Origin of the sequence: Thiofaba sp. EF100, assembly GCF_039822285.1 — a bacterium.
In the GTDB taxonomy this organism is placed as follows: Bacteria; Pseudomonadota; Gammaproteobacteria; order Halothiobacillales; family Halothiobacillaceae; genus Thiofaba.
On the sequence record NZ_JBAJEY010000011.1, the window covers coordinates 1 to 1,224 of the forward strand.

The window sequence follows — 1,224 nt, forward strand, 5'->3', positions numbered from 1 at the left end:
GGGTTCTACCCCGATAGCACGGACACTTCAGAGAAGTCCCATAATGGGGGCGAGGAGTGTTTATGACCCAGAGAAAGAAGTACAGCGCCGAGTTCAAGCGTGAAGCGGTTGAGCTGACCCGCCGCTCAGGCGTCAGTTGCCGTCAGGTGGCGCTCGATATCGGCATCAATCCCAACATGCTTTCCCGGTGGGTCCGGGAGGCCGAAGCTGGCAGCGCCAAGGCCTTTTCGGGCTCGGGCAACCCAAGGGATGAGGAAATTGCCCGTCTCAAGCGTGAGCTGGCCCTGATCAAGAAGGAGCGCGATTTTTTAAGAGACGCGGCAACGTACTTTGCGAAGGGATCATCCAGCGGTACGAGGTGATCCGGCGTTGCCGCAATGAGTACCCCGTTCGACTCATGTGTCGCTGCCTGAACGTATCGGCCAGCGGTTTTTACGCATGGGACGGGCGCAAGCCAAGTGCACGTGCATCCGACAATCTTCGCCTGCTTGGCCGCATTCGGCAGATCCATGAGGACAGCCGCGGCGTGATTGGTGCGCCGCGCATGCAGGAGGACCTGCAGGCTGAAGGCGAGACTGCCAGTCTGAACCGCATTGCGCGCTTGATGGCCGCACATGGACTCTATGGCTGGCCGAGGCGCAAGGGGCGCCGATGGACGGGGCACACCAGCACGCGTCCTGCTCATGTCGCGAATCACCTGCAACGTGACTTCAGCGCCCTGGAGCCGGAAACCAAGTGGGTGACCGACATCACGCAGATCAGCACCCAGGAGGGGAAGCTGTTCCTGTGCGTGGTCATCGACCTGTTCAGCAAGTTGGTCGTCGGTTGGTCCATGCATCACCGGCAGGATCGCCACATGGTGATTCGTGCGGTGGAGATGGCCATCTGGCAACGCCGTGGGGGATGGGCAGTTATCCTGCACTCTGATCGCGGCTGCCAGTTCACCAGCGACGACTATCAGCGGTTCCTGGCAAGGCATGCACTGATGTGCAGCATGAGCGCCGTGGGTCACTGTGGGGACAATGCTGCCTGCGAGGGCTTCTTTGGAGTGCTTAAACGGGAGCGGGTCAATCGGACGATCTATCGAACCATGGACGCCGCCCGATCCGATGTTTTTGATTACATCGAGCGATTCCACAACCCTCGGATGCGGCGTAGAGTCGCACAGCAGGATCAGAAATTCTTGAGCCTTTTACAACCGTCCGTGAAAACGGGGTAGAACCC

1 protein-coding gene is annotated in these 1,224 nt (G+C 59.6%); it reads left to right on the top strand.

Going from position 1 to position 1,224, the window contains the following annotated elements:
* Nucleotides 1-62: 62 nt before the first annotated feature.
* A protein-coding gene (locus V6D91_RS11665) for an IS3 family transposase (RefSeq protein WP_347320737.1) occupies nt 63-1,219 on the top strand; the annotation gives its coding sequence in 2 pieces (ribosomal slippage) (nt 63-312 and nt 312-1,219; 1,158 coding nt in all).
* The last annotated feature ends 5 nt before the right edge of the window (nt 1,220-1,224 follow it).